A 25,676-nucleotide genomic window follows, 5' to 3' on the forward strand; every position below is an offset into this window, starting at 1 on the left:
TGGCATGTGCCTGGCTGACTTGGCGCAGGTCGCCTGTTGCCGCGCCTTTGGCGCCCCTGTTTCAGTGAATTCCTGAGGAGATGACAGTCATGAGAGCGATGATGACAGCACGGTATGGCGGCAGGCTTGCGGCGGTCGGCGCCACGGCCCTGCTGACGGCGGCGGTGTTCGTGCTGCCTGCCAAGGCGCAAACCGATGCCAAGGCGGTCATCAAGACCTACGCCGATATCGGGCTCGCCAAATATGGGGATACGCTGACCACGGCGCAGGCCCTCGACAAGGCGGTCGATGCCCTGCTCGCTACGCCCTCGGCGGAAACGCTCAATGCCGCGCGCGACGCCTGGAAGGCGGCGCGTGTTTTCTATCCGCAAACCGAAGTCTATCGGTTCGGCAACAAGATCGTCGACGACTGGGAAGGCGAGGTGAATTCCTGGCCGTTGGACGAAGGCCTGATCGACTATGTCGCCAAGAGCTACGGCACCGAATCGGATGCGAATGCGCTCTATACGGCCAATGTGATCGCCAACAAGGAGATCGAGATCAACGGCAAGAAGGTCGATGCCACCAACCTGACGCCGGAATTTCTCTCCGGCACGCTGCAGCAAGCCGGCGGTATCGAGGCCAATGTCGCCACCGGCTATCACGCCATCGAGTTCCTGCTCTGGGGCCAGGACCTGCACGGCACCGGTCCGGGCGCTGGCGAGCGCCCCTACACCGACTACGACCTCAAGAACTGTACCGGCGGCAATTGCGACCGCCGTGCCCAGTATCTGAAGTCGGCGAGCGACCTTCTGGTCTCCGACCTGCAGAAGATGGTCAACGACTGGAAGGACGACGGCGCTGCCCGCAAGAACCTCGTCGATGGCGAACCGAACACCGCCATCTCGATCATCTTCACCGGCATGGGCTCGCTGTCCTATGGCGAACTGGCCGGTGAGCGTATGAAGCTCGGCCTGCTGCTGCATGATCCGGAAGAGGAGCAGGACTGCTTCTCCGACAACACCTACAACTCGCATCTCTATGACGCCATCGGCATCCGCTCTGCCTATCACGCCAACTACACCAGGCTTGACGGCACCGTCGTTTCGGGGCCTTCGGTGGCCGATATGGTGAAGGCCGCCGATCCGGCGATCGACAAGGAACTGTCGGACAAGCTCGATGTCAGTGTCGCCAAGATGGAGGCGATCAAGGCGCGGGCGCTGGCCGGCGAGGCCTATGACCAGCAGATCGCCGAGGGCGACACGCAAGGCAATGCCGCCGTGCAGGCGGCGATCGACGCACTGATCGACCAGACCAAGTCGATCGAACGCGCCGTAGACACGCTGAAGCTCAATGCCATCGCCTTCGAGGGTTCCGACAGTCTCGACGCGCCGGACAAGGTGTTCAAGTAAGGGTCGAAAGCCTGGAGCCTGGGGCTCCAGCAAGACATCAAGCCACACGGCGCGGGAGGCGCCGTCAGCCATCCGAGCAAATGAATGCTGATCTGCCATTGCAACATCATCACCGAGAGGGAAATCGAGCAGACGATCATCGGGCTGCTGGACCAGGATCCCTGGCAGCTGATCGTGCCGGCCAAGGTCTATCATGCCATGCAGAAGCGCGGTCGCTGTTGCGGGTGCTTCCCAAATGTGGTCGAAACGATCATTCGGGTCACCGAAAATTACCACGCCCGTTCGGAGGCGAGCGGCGTGGATATCGTTTCACACCTGGATCGCGTCAGAGGCCTGCGCGTCCAATACGGGAGCAGAACCCATGAAAGGCGAAAAGCAGATCATCGAGCGGCTTAACGAGGCTCTTTTTCTGGAGCTTGGCGCCGTCAATCAGTATTGGGTGCATTTCCGCCTGCTGGAGGATTGGGGATACGCCAAGCTGGCAAAGAAGGAGCGGGCGGAATCGATCGAGGAGATGCACCATGCCGACCGGCTCGTGGCCCGCATCATCTTCCTTGAAGGCCATCCCAACCTGCAATCCGTGGCGCCGCTGCGCATCGGCCAGAACGTCAAGGAAGTGCTCGAATCCGACCTTGCCGGCGAATATGACGCGCGTACCGCCTACAAGCGCTCGCGTGAGATCTGCGAGGAAGCGGGCGATTACGTGACGATGAAGCTGTTCGAGGAATTGCTGGCTGACGAGGAAGGTCACATCGACTTCCTCGAGACGCAGCTCGACCTGCTTGCTTCGATCGGCGAGGAAAAATACGGCCAGCTCAACGCCGCATCGGCGGACGAGGCGGACTAAGGACATGCGGGAATGCGGCGCCTGCTAGACTTCTTGCGCCGCTTGCGGCGAGCCAACGGCTCGCCGCCCCTCCAGAAAACGCCAGTCGGATTGGCGCAGAGGTGCTTTGTCATCCTCGCGGTGGCGCTCTCCTCTTCCGCGATGGCCGGAGACCTTCAGCCCGGCGCTTTCGCCACCACGCGTTCCGACCTCAACCCGAAGGATCAGGCGCGCGTCACCGCCATCACCAGGCCGACGTCGGATTTCTCCAGGCCCGAGCCGTTCGAACTGATGCAAGGTGGTGCCGGCACGTCCAGGAAGGACGTCAGCCGCGATTCCTTCTTGCAATCCTCGGCCAACATCACATTCGAGGAGGAGGGCACCTTCAAGCTCGGCAACGCCCTTTTTCGCAAGAACTGGGTGTCGTCGCCCTCCTCGACACAGGCTTCGGACGGGCTTGGGCCGCTGTTCAACGAACGCGCCTGCCAGAACTGCCATCTGAAGGACGGCCGCGGCCGTCCGCCGCAAGGTGACGCCGGCACCACCTCGATGTTCCTGCGGCTGGCCCGCGACGCCAGCACCGCGGAAGAGAAAGCAGCACTTGCCGACCACCGGGTGCTCAACTTCCCCGACCCGGTCTACGGCACGCAATTGCAGGAACTGGCCGTGCCCGGCCTGCGCGGCGAAGGCAGGATGCATGTCGACTATCAGGAACGACAGATGACGCTGGCGGACGGCGCCGTGATTTCGCTACGCAAGCCGAGCTACTCGGTCGTCGATCCTGCCTATGGCCCGCTTGATCCGCGCACCACGCTGTCGCCGCGCCTGACGCCACCGATGATCGGCCTTGGCTTGATCGAAGAGATCGCGCCGGCGGATATCCTTGGCCATGCCGATCCGGACGACAGCAACGGCGACGGCATTTCCGGCAGGCCCAACATCGTGCGCGACGGCCAGAGCGGAGAGCTGACGCTTGGCCGTTTCGGCTGGAAGGCGCAGACCGCGTCGATCCGCCAGCAGGCAGCGGATGCCTTTGCCGGCGACATCGGCATCTCGACGCCGGAAGAGCCGAAACATTGGGGCGATTGCACTGCGGCGCAGACAAAATGCCTGGCCATGCCGAATGGCGTGCAGCAGCGCCTCGGTCCGGTCGAGGCGCCGCCGCCGGTGATGGATCTGGTCACCTTCTATTCGCGCAACCTGGCCGTGCCGGCGCGCCGCGACCTCGACCGGCTAGATGTGCTTGCCGGCAAGAAAATCTTCTATGAGATCGGCTGCATCGCCTGTCACACGCCGAAATTCGTCACCCGTCGCGACACGCCCAACAAGGCGCAGGCCTTCCAGCTGATCTGGCCGTACTCCGACTTCCTGCTGCACGACATGGGGCCTGACCTGGCTGATGGCCAGGCCGTGGGCGAGGCGACGGGCAATGAATGGCGCACCCCGCCACTGTGGGGCATCGGCCTCACCGAAACCGTCAACGGCAATTCTTTTTTCCTGCATGATGGGCGGGCGCGCACCCTGACCGAGGCGATCCTGTGGCATGGCGGCGAGGCGCGGAAAGCGCGCGACCGCTTTGCCGCCGCCAGCGCCGCCGACCGCGATGCACTGCTCAAATTCCTGGAGTCACTGTGATGCTGAAGCGTTCCGTACTGGTTCTTGTTCTGCCGCTGGCTTTGCTGTGCGCCGTCCCGGCGTCGGCGGCGGTGAAGGCCTCCGAAATCATCCAGCGGGCGATCGACGGCTTTGTCCGCCCGGCCTATGCCAGCCTGCACGACCATGCGGAAATCTTGACGAAAGCGATGCACAGGCTGTGCGAAGCGCCCTCGCAGGGGGAGCTCGATGCCGCGCGTGCCGAATTTTCGGCGACGGTCTATGCCTGGTCGTCGGCCGAAATCATCGGGTTCGGGCCGATCAAGGAGAACAACCGCCTGGAGCGCATGCTGTTCTGGCCGGATCGCAAGAGCATCGGGCTGAAACAGGTGCAGGCGGCTCTGTCGGACAAGGATCCGACCGCCACCGATCCGGCACAGCTGGCCGGCAAGAGCGTTGCCATGCAAGGGCTGGGCGCACTGGAATTCGTTCTGTACGGCGATGGCGCCGAGGCGCTGAGCGGCAAAGCCGAGCCCTATCGCTGCGCCTACGGCGCGGCGGTTGCCGGCAACATCGAAACGATGGCTGGCGATGTCAGCGCCGCGTGGAACAAACCGGACGGCTTCGCCGCGCTTTGGGCCAATCCGGGGCCGCAAAACGCGCTTTACCGCGACGGCAACGAAGCCGTGACTGAACTGGTCGGCGTCTTCATCAACGAACTGGAGATGGTACGCGATGTCCGCCTGAAGGGCTTTTTCGGCGGCAAGCCGGGAGCCGACAAGCCAAGACAGGCAATCTACTGGCGTTCGCAAAACACCACCAATTCGCTGGCCGGCAATCTGTCGGGGATAGACGCGCTGTTCCAGGCCTCGAGGCTCGGCGATGCCCTGCCGCCCGATGCGCGCTGGATGGCGCAATCGATCCATATCCAGCTGGTCAATGGCGTCGCCACCGCCAAGGCGGTCAGCGGTCCGATCGACAAGGCGCTTGTCGATCCGGCACTGCGTGAAAAGCTCGATCACCTCGCGCTCATTACCTCCAGCCTGTCGACCCTGATCGGCACCAGGCTGACTGCCGAATTCGGCCTGACCGCCGGCTTTTCGTCGCTGGATGGGGACTGAACTTGAAGATGCCGCTCATCGATCGTCGCGATTTCCTCAGGGCCGCCGGCGTTGGCTATGCTGCCGCCATAGTGCCATCGGCCTGGGCGAGCACGCTTGCGGCCGACGCCGTCTTCGCCACCGCCTTCGTCAAGCGCGACGGCAGCTATGGCGCCGCCGTCCTGTCCGAGGCCGGCAAGCTCCTGCATGCGATCGACCTGCCCGACCGTGGCCATGACGTCACCTACGATCCGGTGTCGAAGCGTTCGGTGGTCTTCGCCCGCCAGCCCGGCACCTTCGCCGTGGTCTTCGATCATTCAGGCCGTGACGCACCGCTGACCATCGCCAGCATCGGCGGCCGGCATTTCTTCGGCCACGGCGTGTTTTCCCCCGACGGGGCGCTGCTCTACGCCACCGAGAACGACTTCGACAATGCCGCCGGCGTGGTCGGCATCTATGACGCGCGGGCGAAATTCAGCCGCGTCGGTGAATTCCCGACCCATGGCATGGGTCCGCACGAGCTTCTGCTGCTTGGCGACGGCAGGACGATCGCGGTCGCCAATGGCGGCATCGAGACCCATCCGGACTACGGCCGCGCCGAGCTCAACATCGCCACCATGAAGCCGTCCTACGTGCTGATCGATCGCGTCACCGGCGACCTCATCGAGAGGCACGAATTGCCGGCATCGCTGCACCAGCTGTCGATCCGTCACATGGATACCGATCGGTCCGGCACGGTCTGGTTCGGCTGCCAGTACCGCGGGCCGGGCACCGATCGTCCGCTGCTGGTCGGCCGCGCCGCGCGCGGCAAGGATTTGCAACTGCTCGACATGCCGCAGGACGTGCTGTCCGGCTTTCGCAACTACATCGGTTCGGTCGCGGCCAATCCGCTTGTCGGCACCGTCGCCGTCTCTTCACCGGAAGGCAATTCGCTTGTCGTGATCGATGCGGTGAGCGGCCAGGTCGTCTCGAACAGCGCGCTGGTCGCGGTTTGCGGCGTGGCGCCCGACGGAGCCGGCTTCATGGCGACGACGGGCGCCGGCGAGATCATCGACGGCAGCGGTGCGACACGCTCCGAACCGGACTATGTCTGGGACAACCACATGCTGCGCATCGAACAGGCCGCATAGGTACTTTTCCCGCCGGGCCGAAGCGAAGCCGCTTAACAAATTATACACTATCCCCTTGCGGTGGCGGGCCGTGGCGGGCACAGGGAATTGTTTCTCGAACCGGTCGTTTCATGAAATTGCTTGCCATCGACTGTGCCGCCAACCTCTGCGCCGCCTGCGTCTATGACGAAGCGACGAAGCAGGAGCTCGGCCGCTCGGTGCTCGATCTCGGCAAGGGCCATGCCGAGCGGCTGATGGCCGTCATCGCCGAAGCGCTGACGGCAAGCGCAACCGACTATGCAGGTCTGGGCGCCATCGCGGTCTCCGTCGGTCCCGGCTCCTTCACTGGCCTGCGTGTCGGCGTCTCGACGGCGCGCGGTCTGGCGCTGGCACTGAAGGTTCCGGCGATCGGGGTGACGACGCTCGAGGCGCTGGCGGCTGAAGCAGCAGCGGCATTTCCCGGCCGCGCCGTGCTGGCGGCGCTCGATGCCGGGCGCGAGGAAATCCATGCCGCACTTTATGATGAAATGTCGGTTTTGGCTTACGGTCCGGCTGTGACCACACTGGCTGCTGCCGTGACCATGGCGACGGAAAGCGCTTCGGTGCTCGCCGGCACCGCGGCGGCGCAAATCGCCGCATCGGCCGGGCGCGCCTTCGATATCGGTCCCGAGACGGCCACCGCAGACATTGCCACTTACGCCCGGCTGGCGGCAGCCAAGGGTGAGGGTGAAAGGCCGAAACCGCTCTATCTGCGCGGCGCCGATGCCAAGCCGCAGGCTGGTTTCATGCTATCAAGGCAACAAAACTAATGCGCATACCTTTTCTCCAACCACGCCGCCGGGACTATGCGCTCGAGCCGCTGAAGATCGCCGACAGCCCGGCGGTCTCGCTGCTGCACCGCGAGGACTTCGTCCGCCCCTGGACCGATGGCGAATTCGCCGCTTTGCTCGAACAGGACACCGTGTTCGGCTATGCCGCACGCGAAACCGGGCAGGGCGCCAAGCCGCCGGTCGGCTTCGTTCTGGCCCGGCTGGCGGCCGGCGAGGGCGAGATTCTGACCGTTGCGGTGGCGCGATCGCATCGCCGGCAAGGGTTGGGCTGGCAGTTGATGGATGCAGTGCTGCGCGAACTGCATGCGCAGCGTGCCGAAGCACTGTTCCTCGAGGTCGACGAGACCAATGTTGCGGCGATCGCGCTTTACCGGCGGCTGGGCTTCCGTGAGGTCGGCAAACGTCCGAATTACTATAAGTCGCCCGAACACGGACCGACCGGGGCGCTTGTCATGCGCCGCGATCTTCGCTAGCCAGAGGCCGGGGTAGGGCGATGATCAAGAAAATCAGGATTTTCCTGGCGCTGGGCCTCGTCGTCGCCGGCTCATTGATCCTTGTGCCGTTGCAGATCCTGTCGATGAAAACCGGCTGGTGGCCGGAAACAATCATCCTCAAGATCTGGCACAGGCTGATCATCCGTGCGCTGGGCATGCGCATCCATGTCAAGGGTACGCTCTCGACCAAGCGTCCGTTGCTGGTTGCGTCCAACCACATCTCCTGGACCGACATCATGGTGCTCGGCTCCATGGTCGATGTGAAGTTCATCGCCAGAGCCGATATGGAAGGCTGGCCGCTGATCGGCATGCTGTCGAAACTGCAGCGCACCGTGTTCATCGAGCGCGAGCGCAAGCGTTCGTCGGGCGACCAGGCCAGCGAGATCGCCAGCCGCATGGCCAAGGGCGACGCCATGGTGCTGTTCGCCGAGGGCTCGACCGGCGACGGCAACATGATCCTGCCCTTCAAGAGCACGCTGTTCGGCGCCGCTTCGATGGCGATTTCGGAAGGTGCGGCGGAGCAGGTGTTCATCCAGCCGGTGGCAATCGTCTACACGCGCCTGCATGGGGTGCCGCTCGGCCGCCGACATCGGCCGCTTGCCGCCTGGATAGGCGACGAGGACCTCATGCCGCATCTCAAGGCGCTGCTCGCGGAAGGGGCTCTCGACGTCGAGGTGCATTTCGGCGAGCCGATCGCCTTTTCCAAGGGCTCGAACCGCAAGGAAACGTCGAAGCTGATGGAAAGCCAGGTGCGCGCGATGATGCAGGCGGCACTCGCCGATCCACGCCCGAGCCGCTAAAGCAATTCCAGGAAAAGTGTGAAACGGTTTTCCGTCCGGAATTGCGTCAAAACAAAAAGAGCAGCGCGTCCGCCGGAACGCATGACGATGACAGCGGAGAATCGTCTGTTTTTTGTCACGGAAAGGCGTTAGAAGCCGCCGGATGGACTTGAATACGATAGAGCGTGACGACATCGCCGCTGCGGCCAACGAGATGGCCGCGCCGGTTGCTGCAACCAGGAAGGTCTTCATCAAGACCTATGGCTGCCAGATGAACGTCTATGATTCACAGCGCATGGCCGATGCGCTGGCCGCCGACGGCTATGCGGCCACCGATGCCATCGGCGAGGCCGATCTGGTGCTACTCAACACCTGCCACATCAGGGAAAAAGCGGCCGAAAAGGTCTATTCCGAGCTCGGCCGCATCCGCGATATGAAGGCAGAACGTGCTTTGGCCGGGCGCGAGATGCTGGTCGGCGTCGCCGGCTGCGTGGCGCAGGCCGAAGGCGCCGAGATCATCCGCCGCTCGCCGGCCGTCGATCTGGTCATCGGCCCGCAGACCTATCACCGGCTGCCCGATGTGCTGGCGCGGGTGCGCGGCGGCGAAAAGATCGTCGAGACCGACTACGCCATCGAGGACAAGTTCGAACACCTGCCGCAGCCCAAGCGCGCCGAGGTCATCAAGCGCGGCGTCACCGCCTTCCTCACCGTGCAGGAAGGCTGCGACAAGTTCTGCACCTTCTGCGTCGTGCCTTATACAAGGGGCTCCGAAGTGTCGCGGCCGGTGGCGCAGATCGTCGCGGAGGCGCAGCGTCTGGCCGAAGCCGGCGTGCGCGAGGTGACGCTGCTCGGCCAGAACGTCAATGCCTGGCACGGCCAGGGCGAAAATGGCGAGGAGTGGGGCCTTGGCCGACTGCTGTTCAGGCTGGCCGAAATCCCCGGATTGGCGCGGCTGCGCTACACCACCAGCCACCCGCGCGACATGGATGACGAACTCATCGACGCCCACCGCGATCTGCCGGCGCTGATGCCTTATCTGCATCTGCCGGTGCAATCGGGGTCCGACCGCATCCTCAAGGCGATGAACCGCCGGCATTCGGCGAAGGACTATCTGGCGCTGCTCGACCGCATTCGTGCCGCCCGGCCCGACATCGCGCTTTCCGGCGACTTCATCGTCGGCTTCCCCGGCGAGACCGAGGCGGATTTCGAGGCGACCCTGGAACTGGTGCGCCAGGTGAACTACGCCTCGGCCTTCTCGTTCAAATATTCGCCGCGTCCCGGCACGCCGGGCGCGGAGATGGCCGACCATGTGCCCGAAACGGTCAAGGATGAGCGCCTGCAGCGGCTCCAGGCCCTGCTTCTGAAGCAGCAGCAGGATTTCGGCACAAGCCTGGTCGGCAGCACCATCGACACGCTGATCGAGAAGCCCGGCCGCCAGGCTGGGCAGAAGGTCGGACGCTCACCTTGGCTGCAGCCGGTTATTGTTGATGAAAAGGCCGGCGAAATCGGTGACATTATCCAGGTGCGAATCACGAAGACGGGCTATAACAGCCTGTTCGCCGAATTGGCCTGAGGGTCTTGGCAGATGAGGAGAGACGGTTGAGCGCAGCAGAGCTGAAGAACCTGCCCCCGGTACCGGCGTCTGGGGCTTCTGACATGGCGCACATCGTTCTGACTTTCGACAACAACAAGCTTGCCAGCGCCCTTTACGGCCAGTTCGACGAGAATCTGGCCAGGCTCGAGCAGAAGCTCGGCGTCGACATCCGCTCGCGCGGCAACCAGCTGACCATCAAGGGCTCGGCGTCGGCCGCCGAGCAGGCGCGCCGCGCCCTGGATAATCTCTACGGCATTCTGCAGAAGGGCGTCGATATCGGCCAGTCCGACGTCGACGGCGCCGTGCGCATGGCGATCGCCGCCGACGATCAGCTGACCTTGCCGACGCTGGAGCGCAAGGGCAAGGTCTCGGCCGCCCAGATCGCCACCCGCAAGAAGACGATCTATGCCCGATCGCTCAACCAGGACGCCTATATGCGGGCGCTGGAGCGGTCGGAACTGGTGTTCGGCATCGGCCCGGCCGGCACCGGCAAGACCTATCTGGCGGTGGCGCATGCGGCGATGCTGCTCGAGCGCGGCATGGTCGAGCGCATCATTCTGTCGCGGCCGGCGGTCGAGGCCGGCGAACGGCTCGGCTTCCTGCCGGGTGACATGAAGGAGAAGGTCGATCCCTATCTGCGTCCTCTCTATGACGCGCTTTACGACATGATGCCGGCCGACAAGGTCGAGCGCGCCATTGCCGCCGAAGTGATCGAGATCGCGCCGCTCGCCTTCATGCGCGGCCGCACGCTGGCGCATGCCGCCGTCATCCTCGACGAGGCGCAGAACACCACGCCGATGCAGATGAAGATGTTCCTGACCCGTCTTGGCGAGAATTCGCGCATGATCGTCACCGGCGATCCGACGCAGATCGACCTGCCCTCGAACACCAAATCGGGCCTGGTCGAAGCCTTGCGTGTGCTGGACGGCGTGGCGGGCGCGGTGACCGTGCGCTTCAACGATGGCGATGTCGTTCGCCATCCGCTGGTGGCGGAAATCGTCAGGGCCTACGACCGGGATGCCAAGCTGGCGCGCGGCCTCGGCGCCGAGAATTGATCTTGACGATGCGGCCTCATGCCTGAGGACAACATATCCGGCGGCGAGGCACTTGCCGTTCCCGTCGACATCGATATTTCGGTCGAAGCCGGCGACTGGCCTGATGAGGCAAGCCTGACGCGGCTGGTCGATCGCGCCGTCGCGGCTGCTTTCGCCGAAACCGGCGTGACGGGACGTTCCGAACTCAGCCTCGTTTTTTCCGACGACGCCCATATCCGTACTCTCAACGCCGGCTGGCGCGGCAAGGACAAACCGACCAACGTCTTGTCTTTCCCGGCTTTTCCGCTTGTGCAAGGCGGCCCGCTGCCGCCGATGCTGGGCGATATCGTGCTGGCCGCCGAGACCGTTGCGCGCGAAGCGGCACTGGAAAACAAGCCTGTCGAGAACCATATCACCCATCTCGTCATCCACGGCCTGCTGCACCTGTTGGGCTACGATCACGAGACCGACGCCGAGGCCGAGGCGATGGAAGCCATCGAGCGCGCAGCGCTTGCAAGGCTTGCCATTCCCGATCCCTACGCGTAACTACGTCTGACCAATTGACCGGACGACGATGAACGACAAACCAGAGACTGCCGCCCGCCCCGACGCCGGCAGTGCAACCAAGGCTTCCGATACGTCGGAAGAGGGATCAAGTCCGAGTACCGTTACCTCTGGTGCTGCCAGCGCCGGCAGCGCCGGCAGCGAAACATCGCCTGCCGGTCCCTCCCTGTTCGACCGCGTGCTGGGCCTGTTCCGGCAACGCAACGGAACCAGCCTGCGCGAGGAAATCGCCGGCGCGCTTGCCGAAACGACTAGCGACGCCGGCGCCTTCTCGCCCGGCGAACGCGCCATGCTCAACAACATCCTGCGCTTGCGCGAGGTGCGCGTCGAGGACGTCATGGTACCGCGCGCCGACATCCAAGGGGTCGAGATCACGACGACGCTCGGCGACCTCCTGGGTACCTTCGAACAATCCGGCCATTCGCGCATGCCGGTCTATTCCGAGACGCTCGATGATCCGCGCGGCATGGTCCATATTCGCGACGTGCTGGCCCACATCACCAAGATCGCGCGCGTCAAGAAGGGCCGTGCGACAAGGAAAACCCCCGTCGCAACGGTTCTCGATCTTGCCCAGGTTGACCTCGCGCGCACCATTGGCGACCTCAACCTGATCCGCCCGGTGCTGTTCGTGCCGCCGTCCATGCTCGCCTCCGACCTGATGGGCCGCATGCAGACGACGCGCACGCAGATGGCGCTGGTCATCGATGAATATGGCGGCACCGACGGTCTAGCCTCGCTCGAGGACATCGTCGAGATGGTGGTCGGCGACATCGAGGACGAGCATGACGACGATGAGCCGATGATCGTCCAGAGCGGTGACGGCGTCTTCATCGTCGACGGCAAGGCCGAGATCGACGACGTCGCCAAGATGATCGGCGAGGATTTCGCGGCCGGCGAACACGGCGAATATGTCGACACCATCGGCGGCATGATCTTCAACACGCTCGGCCGGGTGCCAGCACGCGGCGAAGTGGTGCAGGCCATCCCTGGCTTCGAGTTCCATGTGCTCGATGCGGATCCGCGCCGCGTCAAGCGCGTGCGCATCGTTCAGAGCCAGAAGGCCGAGCGCCGCCGGCGCGCCGCACGCACCGAGCAGGCTTAAGCATGATGCCCGAAAAGTTGCAGACTTTTCGGACAAACATCATGCGACAACACCAGAGCATGATGCCGAAAAGTTGCAGACTTTTCGGATAGACATCATGCGACAAAACAAGAATCTAAGCGCTCGCGGATGACGGTCGAAGACCCCTTCAAGCATTCCACCCTGGGGTCCGGGGTGTTCTGCCGGGATCCATGGGCCGCGCTGGACTGGCTTGAGGCGGCCTTCGGTTTCGAGCGCAGCATGGTGGTCAGCGATGCCGAGGGCAGGCTCGTCCACGCCGAGATGCGGTTCGGCGACGGCTACATCATCGTCGATTCCGAATGGACCGACCACGTCGCCAGCCCGGCTTCGATCGCGGGCAAGAACACGCAATCGGTCTATATCAGGCTGAAGCATGGCCTGGACGCTCATTGTGAACACGCCAGGGCGAAGGGCGCCGAGATCATCCAGGAGCCTGCCGACCAGTTCTACGGCGAGCGCCAGTATCGCGCGCGTGATCCCGAGGGCCATGTCTGGACCTTCACCCAGACCATCCGCGCCGTTTCCCGTGAAGAGGCCGAGCAACTGAGCGGCCTGCGCATCGAGGGCTGGCACCGGTAGGGCGCTGGCAGCAGCTTGCATCACGGCCATCCATCCGGCGTTTGGAGCGCGGACCGCGGCCTGTTAAATCTTGCGTCCTGATTCGCGCGACTCGGAAGTATGCATGGAGCGCCTGGCCGGCCGGATAATTCTGCTTTGGGGTTGGCGGCGCGCGCTGGTGGCGTTTCTAGCTGGGGCGTTTGCCGTGCTTGGCCAGGCGCCTTACGACTTCTTCGCGGCCTGTTTCATTTCATTTCCCCTGCTGGTCTGGCTGCTCGACGGCGCAACCGGCGAAGCCACCGGCAGCCTGTTTCGGCGCCTGAGGCCGGCCTTCGCCATCGGCTGGTGGTTCGGCTTCGGCTATTTCCTCGCCGGCCTGTGGTGGATCGGCTCGGCGCTGCTGGTCGAGGCCGACAGCTTTGCCTGGGCGCTCCCCTTCGCTGTGGTCGGCATCCCCTTCGCGCTCGCCTTCTTTTACGGCTTTGCCGCAATGGTCGCCCGGCTGCTGTGGAGCAGCGACATCGGCCGCATCGCCGCCCTTGCCTTCGGCTTCGGGCTGGCGGAGTGGCTGCGAGGCTTCCTGTTCACCGGTTTTCCCTGGAATGCCGTCGGCTACGCGGCCATGCCCGTGCCGTTGCTGATGCAGAGCGTTTCGGTGACCGGCATGATCGGCATGAACGCGCTCGCGGTGTTCGTCTTCGCGCTGCCGGCGCTGCTGGCGGCGCGCCGGCATCTGCGCCTCGGCGCGGCGCTGTTCGTCATCCTCGCCGCCGCCCATGTCGGTTTCGGCTATGTCAGGCTTGCCGCTCCCGAAAAGCCGGCGACGCGCAGCCTGGATGTCCGCATCGTCCAGCCGGCCGTGGATCTGTCGGAAAAGTGGGACGCTTCGGTGCGCGACCGCATCTTCGCCACCTTGATGGGTCTATCGGCCAAGGCGCCGGTGTCAGGTCATGACAAGCCGCAACTGATCCTGTGGCCGGAAACCTCGGTGCCGTTCCTCTTCACCGAGCGCCCGGATGCGTTGACGGCGCTGGGCGACATGCTCGCACCCGGCCAGATGCTGATCGCCGGCGTCGTCCGCGAGGAGGGCGGCTCGACCGCGACTGCCGGCAGCCGCGACTACAACTCCGTGGTGGCGATCGACGACAAGGGCGAAATCGCTGACGCCGTCGACAAGGTTCATCTGGTGCCGTTCGGCGAGTATCTGCCTTTCGCCGATCTGCTCGGGCGTTTCGGCATCGGCCAGCTGGTTGCCGGGCCGATGAATTTTGCGGCCGGCAACGACCGGCACGCCATCATGCTGCCTGACGGCATCCGAGCGCTGCCATTTATCTGTTATGAGGTGATCTTTCCCGATCTCGTGGCAGTTGACGCAACGTCAGCACAGCTTATTGTGAACGTTACCAATGATGCATGGTTCGGCGACACGCCGGGCCCGTATCAGCATTTCAGGCAGGCCCAGATCCGTGCGGTGGAAAATGGATTGCCATTGTTGCGTGCCGCCAACAACGGCATCTCGGCCGTCGTCGACCCCAAAGGACGCATCGTCGATGCGCTGGCGATCGACTCACGCGGCGCCATCGATGCCCGTGTGCCGATTTCCGAAGAGGCGGTCATATCCCCCGGCCAGCGGCGCGTTAACGGAATGCTGATCATGTTGCTGTTTGCCATCGCCTCCGCACTCTTGAACGTAAGGCAAAGGCTACGGGTGAATTGACAGCCCGCACATTAGAAACTCATACTGTAAGCGCCTGAAATTTCTCGAAGTCGGTGGATCGTTCTGTTGGGGCAGTTGCCTCCGGCTTCGTTTGGGCAGGAAAAAAATAAAAAGCAGAGAAAAGCCGAAAAAATTCGGCGAGGAAAAAATGACAGAAGACAACAAGAAGAAACCGAATCCGATCGATATCCACGTCGGCAGTCGCATCCGGCTTCGCCGCAACATGCTGGGAATGAGCCAGGAGAAGCTGGGCGAAAATCTCGGCATCACATTTCAACAGATTCAGAAATATGAAAAGGGCACCAACCGTGTCGGTGCCAGCCGGCTGCAGGCGATCGCGTCCATACTCGGCGTGCCGGTCGCCTTCTTTTTCGAGGATGCGCCCGGCCAGGAGGCCGTGGCCGGCCGTGGCTTTGCCGAGGATGCGTCGATGGCTTTCGCCGTCGAATTCTGCGGCAGTCCCGAAGGTCTTCAGCTCAATCGGGCCTTTGTCAAGATCGCCGACGCCAAGGTGCGCCGCAGGATCATAGACCTCGTCAAGGCGCTCTCCGCCGACGATCCCGACTGATCCGCAATCCCGCTCGAACCGGCGGCACCCTGCCGCCGGTGGCACAAGATACCCAAGATAACTGCATCGACATTCATGCCAGAGCAGTGGCAACGCTTGACGAGCGGCGCTCTGCCCCGCTAACACGTGGCGCGCCAAAATCGGCAGCCTGCCGATCGTTTTTTCAAGAGGGGACACCCGTGACGCGGCAGAACTACTTCTTTACCTCGGAATCCGTTGCCGAGGGCCATCCCGACAAAGTCTGCGACCGGATCTCCGACGAGGTCGTCGATCTGGTCTATCGCGAGGCCAAGAAGACAGGCATGGACCCGTGGAAGGTCCGCGTCGCCTGCGAGACGCTGGCCACCACCAACCGCGTCGTCATCGCCGGCGAAGTGCGTGTTCCCGACACCCTGCTCAAGAAGGACAAGGCCGGCAACATTCTCAAGGATGCGGCCGGGCATTCGATCGTCAATCCGGCGAAGTTCAAGTCGGTCGCCCGCAAGGCGATCCGCGAAATCGGCTATGAGCAGGCCGGCTTCCACTGGAAGACGGCGAAGATCGAGGTCCTGCTGCACGGCCAGTCGCCCGATATCGGCCAGGGCGTCGACAACGCCTCCGACCGTCAGGGCGAGGAAGGTGCCGGCGACCAGGGCATCATGTTCGGCTATGCCTGCCGCGAGACGCCCGATCTGATGCCGGCGCCGATCTACTACAGCCACAAGATCCTCGAACTGCTGGCTGCCGCCCGTCACGAAGGCAGCGGCGAGGCCGGCAAGCTCGGACCGGACGCCAAGAGCCAGGTCACGGTCCGCTATATCGATGGCAAGGCCGCCGAAGCGACGCAGATCGTGCTGTCGACACAGCATCTCGATGCGAACTGGGATTCGAAGAAGGTCCGCAAGGTCGTCGAACCCTATATCCGCGAAGCGCTGGGCGACCTCAAGATCGCCGACAACTGCATGTGGTACATCAACCCGACCGGCAAGTTCGTCATCGGCGGGCCGGATGGCGACGCCGGGCTGACCGGACGCAAGATCATCGTCGACACCTATGGCGGTGCCGCACCCCATGGCGGCGGCGCCTTCTCCGGCAAGGACACGACCAAGGTCGACCGTTCGGCGGCCTATGCGGCGCGCTATCTCGCCAAGAACGTCGTGGCGGCGAAGCTCGCCGACCGCTGCACCATCCAGCTCTCCTACGCCATCGGCGTTGCCCAGCCGCTGTCGGTCTATGTCGACCTGCACGGCACCGGCAAGGTCGACGAGGCCAAGCTCGAGGAGGCGCTGCGCACCGTGATGGACCTGTCGCCGTCGGGCATCCGCCGCCATCTCGATCTCAACAAGCCGATCTACGCCAAGACGTCGTCCTACGGCCATTTCGGCCGCAAGGCCGGCCGGGACGGATCTTTCTCGTGGGAGAAGACCGATCTCGCCAAGGCGCTCAAGGACGCGGTCGCCGCCTGACAGCGGCGTCGCAAAGTCCGGCCCATGGACCCGAAGGACAGACCAAGCCGCGCGACCGAAGCATTCTTCGGTCGCCGGCGCGGCAAGACCATACGTCCGCAGCAGGCGGCCGCACTGGAAAGCGGTTTCGGGACATATCGGCTCGATCTGACGGCTGAACCGCCGGCGGATTTGAGCACGCTGTTTGAAGCGGATGTTTCGGCGGTTCGCCTGGAGATTGGCTTCGGCGGCGGCGAACATCTCCTGCATCGCGCGACCGAAGCGCCCTCGGTCGGCTTTATCGGCGTCGAGCCCTTCGTCAACGGCATGGCCAAGATGATGATGGCGGTGAGGGAGAAGCCACTCGCCAATCTCAGGGTCTATGACGACGACGCCACGCGGCTGCTCGACTGGCTGCCGCAAGCCTCGCTTGACGGCATCGATCTTCTCTATCCGGATCCCTGGCCAAAGAAGAAGCACTGGAAGCGGCGTTTCGTCAGCCCGGTCAATCTCGACCGTTTCGCGCGTGTGCTGAAGCCGGGTTCAAAATTCCGCTTCGCCTCCGACATCGACACCTATGTCAACTGGACCTTACTGCATTGCCATGCGCATGGCGCGTTCGCGTGGCAGGCCGCGGAGGCGGCGGACTGGCATCGACCTTACGACGGCTGGCCGGGCACGCGTTACGAGGCGAAAGCCATGCGTGAGGGACGGCGGCCGGCCTATCTCACCTTCATCAGAGCGTAAGCGCTCCCCGCTGCCTCCGGCATTGGCCGTGGCAACGGCGAGCGTCATCCGCTCGCCAAATTCTCAGAAACGGCCGATTCTGTTGAAGACGGCCGGATCCATGCCGAGCTTGCGCAGGTCGTCAGCGCGCGGCCTGCGGCTGGCTTCCACCGCACGCGAGGCGGCGACCGCGCTGCCAAACGTCGTGAAGAGATCGCCTATGGCGGATAAAATCCTGCGGTTGGTCATGGTCATGCCCTTTCGTAATCATCTTTGTGCAACGCAACATAGATGGGGATGCAATGTTGAGGCTCACAGAGGTGCCGTCGCATGGAGGCCATGCGCCTGGTGCAACGCTGGCGTGGCCACGGCTTTTGTCCGCTCAGGCAACGCGGGCTTGAAACACAGGCCGGGATCGTTTATATCAGCCTCAAATTCTTGGTCGGTATGACGAAGAGTGGGTCCACCCGGTCCCGCTCTTTTTTATTACCTGCCGATAGCTTCGAACAGGGATTCAATGACTGCAACGGCAAGCGAGGGCGACGACCGCATCATCCGCGAAAGCGGCATCGATGCGCGCATCGCGCTGATCGTCCAGCCGGTTCTGCGCGGCATCGGCTTCCGCCTTGTGCGGGTGCATCTGTCGGGCCAGAACGGGCTGACGCTGCAGATCATGGCCGAGCGCGAAGACGGCACCATGACCGTCGAGGATTGCGAAGAGGTCAGCCGCGCGGTGTCGCCGGCGCTCGACGTCGATGACCCGATCGAAAAGGCCTATCACCTCGAGGTCTCGTCGCCCGGCATCGACCGGCCGCTGGTCCGCAAATCTGATTTCGAGACCTGGACCGGCCATTTGGTCAAGATGGAGACATCGATCATCGTCGCCGACCGCAAGCGGTTCAAGGGCAAGATTGCCGAGGCCGGCGAACATGACGTGCTGATCGAGCGCGAAAAGGCTGCCTATGGCGAGGAGCCCACGGTGCGGGTCCCCTATGACGCGATTTCCGAAACGCGCCTGATCCTGACCGACGATCTCATTCGCGATGCCCTGTCGAAAGACAACAGGGCGCGCAAGGAAGCCAAGAAACGCCGCGGCGAACCCGACGACGATGCGCCAGAGGGTGCTGAAGAGGGTGCGGAAGCCGGCGCGGAAAACGAAACCGAACAGGAACTATGATTGAGCTGCCGGGCGCAAAGGTCCGGCAAACAGGCTCGGGAGAAAAACGATGGTTGTAAGCGCCAACAGGCTTGAACTGCTGCAGATCGCCGATGCGGTCGCGCGTGAAAAGTCGATCGACAAGTCGATCGTCATCGCTGCCATGGCTGATGCGATCCAGAAGGCGGCGCGCTCGCGTTACGGCCAGGAGACCAACATCCGCGCCGACATCAACCCGAACACCGGTGAGATGAAGCTGCAGCGGCTGATGGAAGTGGTCGAGAAGGTCGATGACTACGCCACGCAGATCGCCATTTCCTCGGCGCGCGAGCGCAATCCCGACGCCCAGCTCGGCGACTTCATCGCCGAACAGCTGCCGCCGATGGATTTCGGCCGCATCGCCGCCCAGTCGGCCAAGCAGGTCATCGTGCAGAAGGTGCGCGAGGCCGAGCGCGACCGCCAGTATGACGAGTACAAGGACCGCATCGGCGAGATCGTCAACGGCACCGTCAAGCGTGTCGAATACGGCAATGTCATCGTCGATCTCGGCCGTGGCGAAGCAATCATCCGTCGCGACGAACTGATCCCGCGCGAGAACTACAAATACGGCGACCGTGTCCGCGCCTACGTCTACGACGTGCGCCGCGAGCAGCGCGGCCCGCAGATATTCCTGTCGCGCACCCATCCGCAGTTCATGGCCAAGCTGTTCACCATGGAAGTGCCGGAAATCTATGACGGCATCATCGAGATCAAGGCGGTCGCCCGCGACCCGGGTTCGCGCGCCAAGATCGCCGTCATCTCGCGTGACAGTTCCATCGATCCGGTCGGCGCCTGCGTCGGCATGCGCGGCAGCCGCGTCCAGGCCGTCGTCGGCGAACTGCAGGGCGAGAAGATCGACATCATTCCGTGGTCGCCTTCGGCCGCCTCCTTCATCGTCAACGCGCTGCAGCCGGCGGAAGTCGCCAAGGTCGTGCTCGACGAGGATGCCGAACGCATCGAAGTCGTGGTTCCCGACGACCAGCTGTCGCTGGCCATCGGCCGCCGCGGCCAGAACGTGCGGCTTGCTTCGCAGCTGACCGGCTGGGATATCGACATCCTGACCGAAGCCGAAGAATCCGAGCGTCGCCAGAAGGAATTCGTCGAGCGTTCGTCGCTGTTCATGGAAGCCCTCGATGTCGACGAGATGGTCGGCCAGGTGCTGGCCTCGGAAGGCTTCACCAGCGTCGAGGAAGTCGCCTATGTCGATTCCGGCGAGATCGCCTCGATCGACGGCTTCGACGAGGATACCGCTTCGGAAATCCAGACCCGCGCCCGCGAGTATCTGGAGAAGATCGAAGCCGAGCACGACGACAAGCGCAAGGCGCTTGGCGTCTCGGACGAGCTGCGCGAAATCCCCGGCATCACCACCGCCATGATGGTGACGCTCGGCGAGGACGGCGTGAAGACGATCGAGGATTTCGCCGGCTATGCCGCCGACGACCTGACCGGCTGGAAGGAACGCAAGGACGGCGAGACCAAGGTATTCCCAGGCGTGCTGGCCAATCACGGCGTCGCACGCGCCGATGCCGAGCAGATGGTTCTGGCTGCCCGCCTCAAGGCCGGCTGGATCACCGAAGACGAGCTTGCGGCCGAAGAAGTCTCGGCTGACGAAGCCGTTGGTGCGTGAGGTGAAACCGCATCGCACCGAACCCGCCCCTGGACGAGATGAACGATCGCACCTGCATCGTTACACGCAAACAAGCCGAACCGGATGAACTGATCCGTTTCGTCGTCGGCCCGGATTCGGCCGTCGTTCCCGACATCAAGAGAAATCTGCCCGGCCGTGGTTGCTGGGTGAGCGCCGACCGCCTACATATCGACAAGGCTGCGGCGAAGAACCTTTTTGCCCGCGCCTTCAAGGCACAGGTGATCGTGCCGCCCGATCTCGGCGGCATGGTTGACGGGCTGCTTTCCAGATACGCTCTGGGCATGCTTGGTCTTTCCCGCAAGGCAGGCGCGATTGCGCTGGGCGCCACCAAGGTAGAGAGCGCGGTGCGCGGTGGATTGGCGCTTTTCGTGCTTCACGCGACCGAGGCGTCCGACGACGGCGTGCGCAAGATCAGCCAGGCGCGGCGGGCGACAGTCCATCTCGGCGGCCCCGCTATCCTTGCCTACAAACTTTTCTCCGAGGCCGAGTTGAGCTTGGCATTGGGGGGTACAAATGTGATACATGCTGCCGTTCTCGCGGGAGACGCGGGCAGGGCGGTCCAGAAGCGCATGGTTGCGCTCGACCGGTATCGGGGCGGTTCCCCGGACGATCTGGCAATGCTTGCGGCTGTTGCTGACGAAGATGATGCCGCAGAGGATATGGAATGAGCGATACGAAATCGGGTGACGACAATACGCTGAGTGTGACGCCGAAGAAGACCTTGACGCTGAAGCGCCCCGGTATGGAGCAGGGCACTGTGCGCCAGAACTTCTCGCACGGCCGCACCAAGCAGGTCGTCGTCGAAACCAAGAAGCGCAAGTTCTCGATGCCCGGCGACAAGCCGGAGCCGGTTGCCGCCCCCGTCTTCACACCGAAGCCGGCGGTCGTGGCAGCACCCGTCGTGCAGGAAGCGCCCAAGGCGCCCCCGCCCCCGCCGCCTCCGCCGCTTCCGGTCGAACGCAGCGGCATGGTGCTGAACGAACTGTCGCGCAGTGAAATGGAAGCCCGCCGCAGGGCGCTCGAAGGCTCGAAGGTGCGCGAGGTCGAGGACCGTCAGCGCGCCGCCGAGGACGCCAAGCGCCGCGCCGAGGACGAAGAGCGCCGCAAGCGCGAACGCGAGGAATCCGCGCGCCGTCAGGCCGAGGAAGAGGCGCGGTTGCAGACCGAGGCCGAGTCCCGTCGTCGCGCCGAGGAAGAGGCGCGCCGCCGCGCGCCGCTGGCCGCTGAATTGGCGACAGTCGACGACGAGGAAGAAGCCAAGCCGAAGCGGCCCGGCGTCGGTGCGCCGGTGCGCCGCCTGGTCACGCCCGAAGTGGCGCGCCCGGCCAAGCCGACCAAGAGCGAGGAAGACCGACGCCGTGGCAAGCTGACGCTGAATTCAGCATTGTCCGACGAAGACGCACGGGCTCGTTCGCTGTCGTCGATGCGTCGCCGCCAGGAAAAATTCAAGCGCGCGATGCACAATGAGCCGCGCGAGAAAGTCATGCGCGAAGTGATCCTGCCCGAGACCATCACCATTCAGGAACTGGCGCAACGCATGTCCGAGCGTGCGGTCGACCTGGTCAAGTTCTTCATGAAGCAGGGCCAGATCCTGAAGCCGGGCGATGTCATCGACGCCGATACGGCGGAGCTGGTTGCCACCGAATTCGGCCACACGGTCCGCCGCGTCGCCGAGTCCGACATCGAGGAAGGCCTCTTCAACATCGCCGACAATGCCGAGGACCTGGTGACGCGTCCGCCTGTCGTGACGATCATGGGCCACGTCGATCACGGCAAGACCTCGCTGCTCGACGCCATCCGCAACGCCAACGTCGTCTCCGGCGAAGCCGGTGGCATCACCCAGCATATCGGCGCCTACCAGGTCGAGAAGAACGGTCACAAGATCACCTTCATCGACACGCCCGGCCACGCCGCCTTCACGGCGATGCGTGCTCGCGGCGCCCAGGCGACCGACATCGCCATCCTGGTGGTGGCGGCCGACGACAGCGTCATGCCGCAGACCATCGAATCGATCAGCCATGCCAAGGCGGCCGGCGTTCCGATCATCGTGGCGATCAACAAGATCGACAAGCATGATGCCGATCCGCAGAAAGTGCGCTCTGAACTGCTGCGCCACGAGGTCTTCGTCGAATCCATGGGCGGTGAAGTGCTGGACGTCGAAGTGTCGGCGACCAAGGGCACCAATCTCGACAAGCTGCTCGAAGCGATCCTGCTGCAGGCCGAAATCCTCGACCTCAAGGCCAATCCGGATCGTACCGCCGAGGGCGTCGTCATCGAAGCCCAGCTCGACAAGGGCCGTGGCCCCGTCGCCACCGTGCTGGTGCAGACCGGCACACTGATGCCGGGCGACATCCTTGTTGCCGGCAACGAATGGGGCCGGGTGCGCGCGCTGGTCAACGATCGCGGCGGGCAGATCAAGGAAGCACCGCCGGCAATGCCGGTCGAAGTGCTTGGCCTGCAGGGAACCCCGCAGGCGGGTGATCGCTTCGCCGTGGTCAACAACGAAGCCCGTGCCCGCGAAATTACCGAATACCGCCAGCGCCTGGCGCGCGAGAAGGCGGTGGCCAAGCATGCCGGCCAGCGCGGTTCACTCGAGCAGATGATGTCGCAGTTGCAGACGAGCGGGCTGAAGGAATTCCCGCTGGTCATCAAGGGCGACGTGCAGGGCTCGATCGAGGCGATCAACGCGGCGCTGGACAAGCTCGGCACCGACGAAGTGCGTGCGCGCATTGTGCACGCCGGCGCCGGCGCCATCACCGAAAGCGACGTGTCGCTGGCGGAGACTTCGGGTGCGGCGATCATCGGCTTCAATGTCCGCGCCAACGTCCAGGCGCGCGCCGCGGCTGTGGCCGCGGGCATCGAGATCCGCTATTACTCGATCATCTACAATCTCGTGGATGACGTGAAGGCGGCTCTGTCGGGCCTGCTGTCGCCGGAGCGTCGCGAAACCTTCATCGGCAATGCCGAGATCCTCGAGATCTTCGACATCACCAAGGTCGGCAAGATCGCCGGCTGCCGTGTCACCGAAGGCAAGGTCGAGCGCGGTGCGGGCGTGCGCCTGATCCGCGACAACGTCGTCATCCACGAAGGCACGTTGAAGACCCTGAAGCGCTTCAAGGACGAAGTCTCGGAAGTCCCCGGCGGCCAGGAGTGCGGCATGGCCTTCCAGAACTACGAGGATATGCGCGTCGGCGACGTCATCGAGTGCTTCCGCGTCGAGATGGTGACCCGGACACTGTAGCGTTGGCATATGGAGCAAGAACGGAGCCTTGAGTTCAGCTTTGTTCTGTCTCCCGCCGATTTTTCGGCTGCCCACTCAAGGGCGCAGAGCGAACGTCGTCTCCGCGCCATGAGGAGCTTGAGTTACCATTTTCTCGTCGGCATTCCGCTCATGCTGGCCACAAATATTCTCGACGGTTCCGGTGCTCTGGCCGGAATCCTGGGAGTTGTTGGCATGATGATTATCGTCACAGGCATCATGACCAATCTCAGTCCCATTCTGGCGAGAAAGGGAGAGGTTGCTGATTTCGAGCCCGAGCCCACCTTGATCCGAGTGAGCACCACCGGCATATCAAAGCATGTCGCAGATTCAGAAACCCGCATTGGCTGGAGATCCGTAGACAAAATTACCCTGACCGAATTCGGCATCGGCTTCCTGATGCAAGAAGGCGGCTGGCTTATTCCGATGAGCGCGTTTGGGTCCGAGTCCAGTATGAAAGCCGGGTACGACAAGATCGTGTCAGTCATGGCCTCTGGACAGGCTGACCAAGATACAGAGCATTCCGAGCCACGGACGTTGCATTAGTGGCAAACCCGCGATCTTGGCTCCTAGTGGGTAGCCAAGCCGGGTCAACAGCGTTAAGTGGACGATTTATGGCGGTTCGATCCCGCGCGAAGGAAGAGTTTTCATGCCAAGATCAACAACTGCTGGTCCAACCCAGCGCATGCTGCGCGTCGGCGAACAGGTGCGCCATGCGCTTTCTGAAACCCTGCAGCGCGGCGACATCATCGATCCGTTGATAGAGAACGCCGTGGTTTCGGTTTCGGAAGTGCGCATGTCTACCGATCTGAGGGTCGCCACCGCTTTCGTCTCGCCACTCGGCGCCAAGGATACCGACGCGGTGGTCGAGGCGCTGAACAAGCATGCGAAATTCATCCGCGGCCGCGTTTCCGGCGCGCTGCGGCAGATGAAGTTCATGCCGGAGTTCCGCTTCAAGCTCGACACCTCCTTCGACAATTTCGCCAGGATCAACGACCTCTTGAAATCGCCCGAAGTGGCGCGCGATCTAGGCCCTGAAGATCAAAGCAAAGACGACAACAAGGACACCGAATAGTGGCGCGTCGCGGCAAGAAGAAAGGCCGGCCGATCTCGGGCTGGCTGGTCCTGGACAAGCCGGTCGGCATGGGCTCGACCGAAGCCGTCTCCAAGATCAAATGGCTGTTCCAGGCCGACAAGGCCGGCCATGCCGGCACGCTCGACCCGCTCGCCTCCGGCATGCTGCCGATCGCGCTTGGCGAGGCCACCAAGACCGTGCCCTACGTGCAGGACGGCGCCAAGATCTATCGCTTCATCGTTGCCTGGGGGCAGGAGCGTTCGACCGACGACCTCGAAGGTCCGGTGACGAAGGAGTCCGGCCTGCGTCCGTCGCAAGCCGAGGTGCTGGCGCTGCTGCCGAAATACACCGGCGTCATCATGCAGACGCCGCCGCAATTTTCGGCCATCAAGATCGCGGGCGAACGCGCCTACGACCTTGCACGCGACGGCGCGACGGTCGACATACCCCCGCGCGAGGTCGAGATCGGCCGGCTCGATATTGTCGAGCACAACGCCGACCATACGGTTTTCGAGGTCGAGTGCGGCAAGGGCACCTATGTGCGCTCGCTGGCCCGCGACATGGGCCGCGATCTCGGCTGCTTCGGTCACATTTCCGAACTGCGCCGGATCGAGGTCGAGCCGTTCACACCGGAGGATTTCGTCACCATCGCCGAGCTGGAAGCCGCTCGCTTCGGCGCGCCGGGTGAAGCCGACCCAGACGCGACGGACGCCGCTGAAGCGATAGAAGCGCCGATCGACTTCGACGCCATCGATGCGCTTCTGGTCGATACATCGGCGGCCCTCGACTGCCTGCCGCAGATCGCCATCAGCGACGATGCGGCGACGAAGATTCGCCTCGGCAATCCGGTCATCATTCGCGGCCGTGACGCACCGGTGGAAGCCGAAGAAGCCTGCGCCACGGCACGCGGCAAGCTGGTTGCCATCGGTGCCATCGAGCAAGGCATGTTCAAGCCCAAGCGGGTCTTTGCCGGGTGACGGCCAAAGCAATTGCAGGAAAAGTGAGAAACGGTTTTCCGTCCGGAATTGCGACAACGCAAGGTTCTAACCTCACGTCGACTTTACGCTTG

The 25,676-nt window shown here is 63.5% G+C and carries 26 protein-coding genes; 25 read left to right on the forward strand and 1 reads right to left on the reverse strand.

The features are described 5' to 3' along the window. Nucleotides 1–101 precede the first annotated feature (101 nt). The 18 genes from BPNPMPFG_RS26795 (at nucleotide 102) to trmB (ending at nucleotide 17,451) form a co-directional block, all read left to right on the forward strand. Entirely contained in the window at nucleotides 102–1,391 is a 1,290-nt protein-coding gene (locus BPNPMPFG_RS26795; RefSeq protein ID WP_258596943.1) for an imelysin family protein, read from the forward strand. Between the two features lie 84 nt (nucleotides 1,392–1,475). After that, nucleotides 1,476–1,787 carry a (2Fe-2S)-binding protein gene (locus BPNPMPFG_RS26800; RefSeq protein ID WP_111544703.1) on the forward strand — a complete coding sequence of 104 codons (312 nt, stop codon included), beginning with the start codon at nucleotides 1,476–1,478 and terminating at the stop codon, nucleotides 1,785–1,787. After that, a complete protein-coding gene (bfr, locus tag BPNPMPFG_RS26805) occupies nucleotides 1,753–2,238 on the forward strand; it encodes a bacterioferritin (protein WP_111544702.1) in 486 nt (161 codons plus the stop codon). The genes BPNPMPFG_RS26800 and bfr overlap by 35 nt, the downstream gene beginning before the upstream one ends. Before the next feature lie 12 nt (nucleotides 2,239–2,250). Beyond that, nucleotides 2,251–3,852 carry a di-heme oxidoreductase family protein gene (locus BPNPMPFG_RS26810; RefSeq protein WP_258591605.1) on the forward strand — a complete coding sequence of 534 codons (1,602 nt, stop codon included), beginning with the start codon at nucleotides 2,251–2,253 and terminating at the stop codon, nucleotides 3,850–3,852. Next, complete coding sequence (locus tag BPNPMPFG_RS26815) at nucleotides 3,852–4,931, forward strand: imelysin family protein (RefSeq protein WP_258591606.1); 1,080 nt, start codon at nucleotides 3,852–3,854, stop codon at nucleotides 4,929–4,931. Before BPNPMPFG_RS26810 ends, BPNPMPFG_RS26815 begins: the two co-directional genes overlap by 1 nt. Before the next feature lie 2 nt (nucleotides 4,932–4,933). After that, complete coding sequence (locus BPNPMPFG_RS26820; protein WP_258591607.1) at nucleotides 4,934–6,040, forward strand: DUF1513 domain-containing protein; 1,107 nt, start codon at nucleotides 4,934–4,936, stop codon at nucleotides 6,038–6,040. 110 nt (nucleotides 6,041–6,150) lie between these two features. Beyond that, the gene (gene tsaB, locus BPNPMPFG_RS26825; RefSeq protein WP_258591608.1) at nucleotides 6,151–6,828 is read left to right on the forward strand and encodes a tRNA (adenosine(37)-N6)-threonylcarbamoyltransferase complex dimerization subunit type 1 TsaB; all 678 of its coding nucleotides are present in this window, start codon (nucleotides 6,151–6,153) and stop codon (nucleotides 6,826–6,828) included. Further along, nucleotides 6,828–7,322 carry a ribosomal protein S18-alanine N-acetyltransferase gene (rimI, locus tag BPNPMPFG_RS26830; RefSeq protein WP_023758130.1) on the forward strand — a complete coding sequence of 165 codons (495 nt, stop codon included), beginning with the start codon at nucleotides 6,828–6,830 and terminating at the stop codon, nucleotides 7,320–7,322. Before tsaB ends, rimI begins: the two co-directional genes overlap by 1 nt. Nucleotides 7,323–7,342: 20 nt before the next feature. Next, nucleotides 7,343–8,143 (forward strand): lyso-ornithine lipid O-acyltransferase, encoded by an 801-nt coding sequence (olsA, locus tag BPNPMPFG_RS26835; protein ID WP_258591609.1) that lies wholly within the window; start codon nucleotides 7,343–7,345, stop codon nucleotides 8,141–8,143. Nucleotides 8,144–8,285: 142 nt separating this feature from the next. Then, nucleotides 8,286–9,695 carry a tRNA (N6-isopentenyl adenosine(37)-C2)-methylthiotransferase MiaB gene (miaB, locus tag BPNPMPFG_RS26840; RefSeq protein WP_258591610.1) on the forward strand — a complete coding sequence of 470 codons (1,410 nt, stop codon included), beginning with the start codon at nucleotides 8,286–8,288 and terminating at the stop codon, nucleotides 9,693–9,695. Between the two features lie 83 nt (nucleotides 9,696–9,778). Then, the gene (locus BPNPMPFG_RS26845; protein ID WP_023758127.1) at nucleotides 9,779–10,771 is read left to right on the forward strand and encodes a PhoH family protein; all 993 of its coding nucleotides are present in this window, start codon (nucleotides 9,779–9,781) and stop codon (nucleotides 10,769–10,771) included. A gap of 18 nt (nucleotides 10,772–10,789) precedes the next feature. Beyond that, nucleotides 10,790–11,296 carry an rRNA maturation RNase YbeY gene (gene ybeY, locus BPNPMPFG_RS26850; RefSeq protein ID WP_258591611.1) on the forward strand — a complete coding sequence of 169 codons (507 nt, stop codon included), beginning with the start codon at nucleotides 10,790–10,792 and terminating at the stop codon, nucleotides 11,294–11,296. Between the two features lie 28 nt (nucleotides 11,297–11,324). Then, nucleotides 11,325–12,416: a hemolysin family protein gene (locus tag BPNPMPFG_RS26855; RefSeq protein WP_258591612.1), complete on the forward strand. Its 1,092-nt coding sequence runs from the start codon at nucleotides 11,325–11,327 to the stop codon at nucleotides 12,414–12,416. Nucleotides 12,417–12,545: 129 nt separating this feature from the next. Then, a complete protein-coding gene (locus BPNPMPFG_RS26860) occupies nucleotides 12,546–13,016 on the forward strand; it encodes a VOC family protein (protein WP_258591613.1) in 471 nt (156 codons plus the stop codon). A 103-nt stretch (nucleotides 13,017–13,119) separates the two neighbouring features. Next, nucleotides 13,120–14,712: an apolipoprotein N-acyltransferase gene (lnt, locus tag BPNPMPFG_RS26865; protein ID WP_258591614.1), complete on the forward strand. Its 1,593-nt coding sequence runs from the start codon at nucleotides 13,120–13,122 to the stop codon at nucleotides 14,710–14,712. Between the two features lie 148 nt (nucleotides 14,713–14,860). Beyond that, nucleotides 14,861–15,280 carry a helix-turn-helix domain-containing protein gene (locus BPNPMPFG_RS26870; RefSeq protein ID WP_258591615.1) on the forward strand — a complete coding sequence of 140 codons (420 nt, stop codon included), beginning with the start codon at nucleotides 14,861–14,863 and terminating at the stop codon, nucleotides 15,278–15,280. A 179-nt stretch (nucleotides 15,281–15,459) separates the two neighbouring features. Further along, nucleotides 15,460–16,725 carry a methionine adenosyltransferase gene (metK, locus tag BPNPMPFG_RS26875; protein WP_258591616.1) on the forward strand — a complete coding sequence of 422 codons (1,266 nt, stop codon included), beginning with the start codon at nucleotides 15,460–15,462 and terminating at the stop codon, nucleotides 16,723–16,725. 24 nt (nucleotides 16,726–16,749) lie between these two features. Next, nucleotides 16,750–17,451 (forward strand): tRNA (guanine(46)-N(7))-methyltransferase TrmB, encoded by a 702-nt coding sequence (gene trmB / locus BPNPMPFG_RS26880; RefSeq protein WP_258591617.1) that lies wholly within the window; start codon nucleotides 16,750–16,752, stop codon nucleotides 17,449–17,451. A gap of 63 nt (nucleotides 17,452–17,514) precedes the next feature. Here trmB and BPNPMPFG_RS26885 read toward each other — a convergent pair whose 3' ends face one another. Continuing rightward, nucleotides 17,515–17,685 (reverse strand): hypothetical protein, encoded by a 171-nt coding sequence (locus BPNPMPFG_RS26885; protein ID WP_258597097.1) that lies wholly within the window; start codon nucleotides 17,683–17,685, stop codon nucleotides 17,515–17,517. A gap of 262 nt (nucleotides 17,686–17,947) precedes the next feature. On the opposite strand from BPNPMPFG_RS26885, the gene rimP reads away from it, so the two are divergent. From rimP to truB, 7 genes are all read left to right on the forward strand, one after another. Continuing rightward, a complete protein-coding gene (rimP, locus tag BPNPMPFG_RS26890) occupies nucleotides 17,948–18,607 on the forward strand; it encodes a ribosome maturation factor RimP (RefSeq protein ID WP_258591618.1) in 660 nt (219 codons plus the stop codon). Between the two features lie 49 nt (nucleotides 18,608–18,656). After that, a complete protein-coding gene (gene nusA / locus BPNPMPFG_RS26895; protein ID WP_056584870.1) occupies nucleotides 18,657–20,252 on the forward strand; it encodes a transcription termination factor NusA in 1,596 nt (531 codons plus the stop codon). A gap of 38 nt (nucleotides 20,253–20,290) precedes the next feature. Continuing rightward, a complete protein-coding gene (locus BPNPMPFG_RS26900; protein WP_258591619.1) occupies nucleotides 20,291–20,941 on the forward strand; it encodes an RNA-binding protein in 651 nt (216 codons plus the stop codon). Further along, nucleotides 20,938–23,514, forward strand: coding sequence for a translation initiation factor IF-2 (infB, locus tag BPNPMPFG_RS26905; protein ID WP_258591620.1), 2,577 nt, complete (start codon nucleotides 20,938–20,940; stop codon nucleotides 23,512–23,514). The genes BPNPMPFG_RS26900 and infB overlap by 4 nt, the downstream gene beginning before the upstream one ends. A 9-nt stretch (nucleotides 23,515–23,523) precedes the next feature. Beyond that, complete coding sequence (locus tag BPNPMPFG_RS26910; protein WP_258591621.1) at nucleotides 23,524–24,078, forward strand: hypothetical protein; 555 nt, start codon at nucleotides 23,524–23,526, stop codon at nucleotides 24,076–24,078. Nucleotides 24,079–24,181: 103 nt separating this feature from the next. Next, nucleotides 24,182–24,607, forward strand: a complete 426-nt coding sequence (gene rbfA / locus BPNPMPFG_RS26915; RefSeq protein WP_258591622.1) for a 30S ribosome-binding factor RbfA — start codon at nucleotides 24,182–24,184, stop codon at nucleotides 24,605–24,607. Continuing rightward, nucleotides 24,607–25,584 carry a tRNA pseudouridine(55) synthase TruB gene (gene truB / locus BPNPMPFG_RS26920; protein WP_258591623.1) on the forward strand — a complete coding sequence of 326 codons (978 nt, stop codon included), beginning with the start codon at nucleotides 24,607–24,609 and terminating at the stop codon, nucleotides 25,582–25,584. The genes rbfA and truB overlap by 1 nt, the downstream gene beginning before the upstream one ends. The last annotated feature ends 92 nt before the right edge of the window (nucleotides 25,585–25,676 follow it).

Origin of the sequence: Mesorhizobium sp. AR07 (genome assembly GCF_024746815.1) — a bacterium.
Classification (GTDB): domain Bacteria; phylum Pseudomonadota; class Alphaproteobacteria; order Rhizobiales; family Rhizobiaceae; genus Mesorhizobium.